Origin of the sequence: Psychrobacter sp. W2-37-MNA-CIBAN-0211 (assembly GCF_040309405.1) — a bacterium.
Classification (GTDB): domain Bacteria; phylum Pseudomonadota; class Gammaproteobacteria; order Pseudomonadales; family Moraxellaceae; genus Psychrobacter; species Psychrobacter glaciei.
Map to the genome: position 1 here is coordinate 1 of NZ_JBEOOU010000394.1, position 253 is coordinate 253.

1 protein-coding gene is annotated in these 253 nt (G+C 61.7%); it reads right to left on the reverse strand.

Features of this window, described 5'->3' with window-relative positions; all coding sequences use genetic code 11:
* A partial coding sequence (locus tag AAEY72_RS15625; protein WP_352311536.1) for a GGDEF domain-containing protein occupies nucleotides 1-253 on the reverse strand: 253 nt, incomplete at both ends.

Genomic DNA, 253 nt, shown 5'->3' on the forward strand with positions numbered 1-253 from the left:
GCTTCACCGATGTCGCAGGGCGAAGCCTCGACGGTCTGGCGGATGCGCTCGGCCGTCTCTTCTGCTCCCGTTTCGGTGGTACCGACCAGAACGCAGACGAACTCTTCTCCACCGTAGCGGGCCACGATATCGACATCCTCGCGCAGCTGCGACGATACGACCTTTGCGACGTGCCGCAGGATGGCGTCTCCTGCCGGATGTCCGTGCTGGTCGTTGACCTTCTTGAAGAAATCTATGTCGGTGAGCAGCAGGG